Annotated in this window: 1 protein-coding gene; it reads right to left on the reverse strand. The window is 56.8% G+C overall.

What is annotated here, in order from left to right; genetic code table 11:
• Positions 1-518: phytase (locus JKG68_RS32895; RefSeq protein ID WP_202066681.1), on the reverse strand; the 518-nt coding region annotated here is incomplete at both ends.

Consider the following 518-nt stretch of genomic DNA (forward strand, 5'->3'; position numbering starts at 1 on the left):
TAGTACTTGCCGTCGGCTGTATGCCCCATGGTGAAGCCATAGATGTTGGACAGCCCTGTGGGCACCGAGCCAACCGGATTAAGCTCACGCGTCACTGGGTCCAGGGCGAAGAAGTCGATGCTGTTGGTTCCACGGTTAGTGGCGCCGACCAGATCCACCAACTGTCCGCCGAGGTTGAAGCCATAGCGTAAATCGACATTGTTGAACTCGCCAAAGGAGGTCGTGTTGATGACCTTTCCTTGCAGATCGAAGGCATACAGTCGACCCTGCTTCGGATCCTTGTCAGTGCCGATGATCAAACTTCGAGTTGGATCGTTCTTGTCAATCCATATCGCCGGATCATCGGCCACATCGCCGGCGTCAAAGGTGCCGGGCAGCGCAGCGGTCTCGACAGTGGGAGAAACGACACCAGAGAAGGGCTCGTTAGGCTCGTGTGCGCCCAGCGTGTATTCAACGTTGAGAGTTGGGGGGGCTTGCCCCTCCGAGGATCTGAAATCCCAGCCATTTTCGCCTAAGGG

This window comes from Microvirga aerilata (assembly GCF_016743775.1).
In the GTDB taxonomy this organism is placed as follows: domain Bacteria; phylum Pseudomonadota; class Alphaproteobacteria; order Rhizobiales; family Beijerinckiaceae; genus Microvirga; species Microvirga aerilata.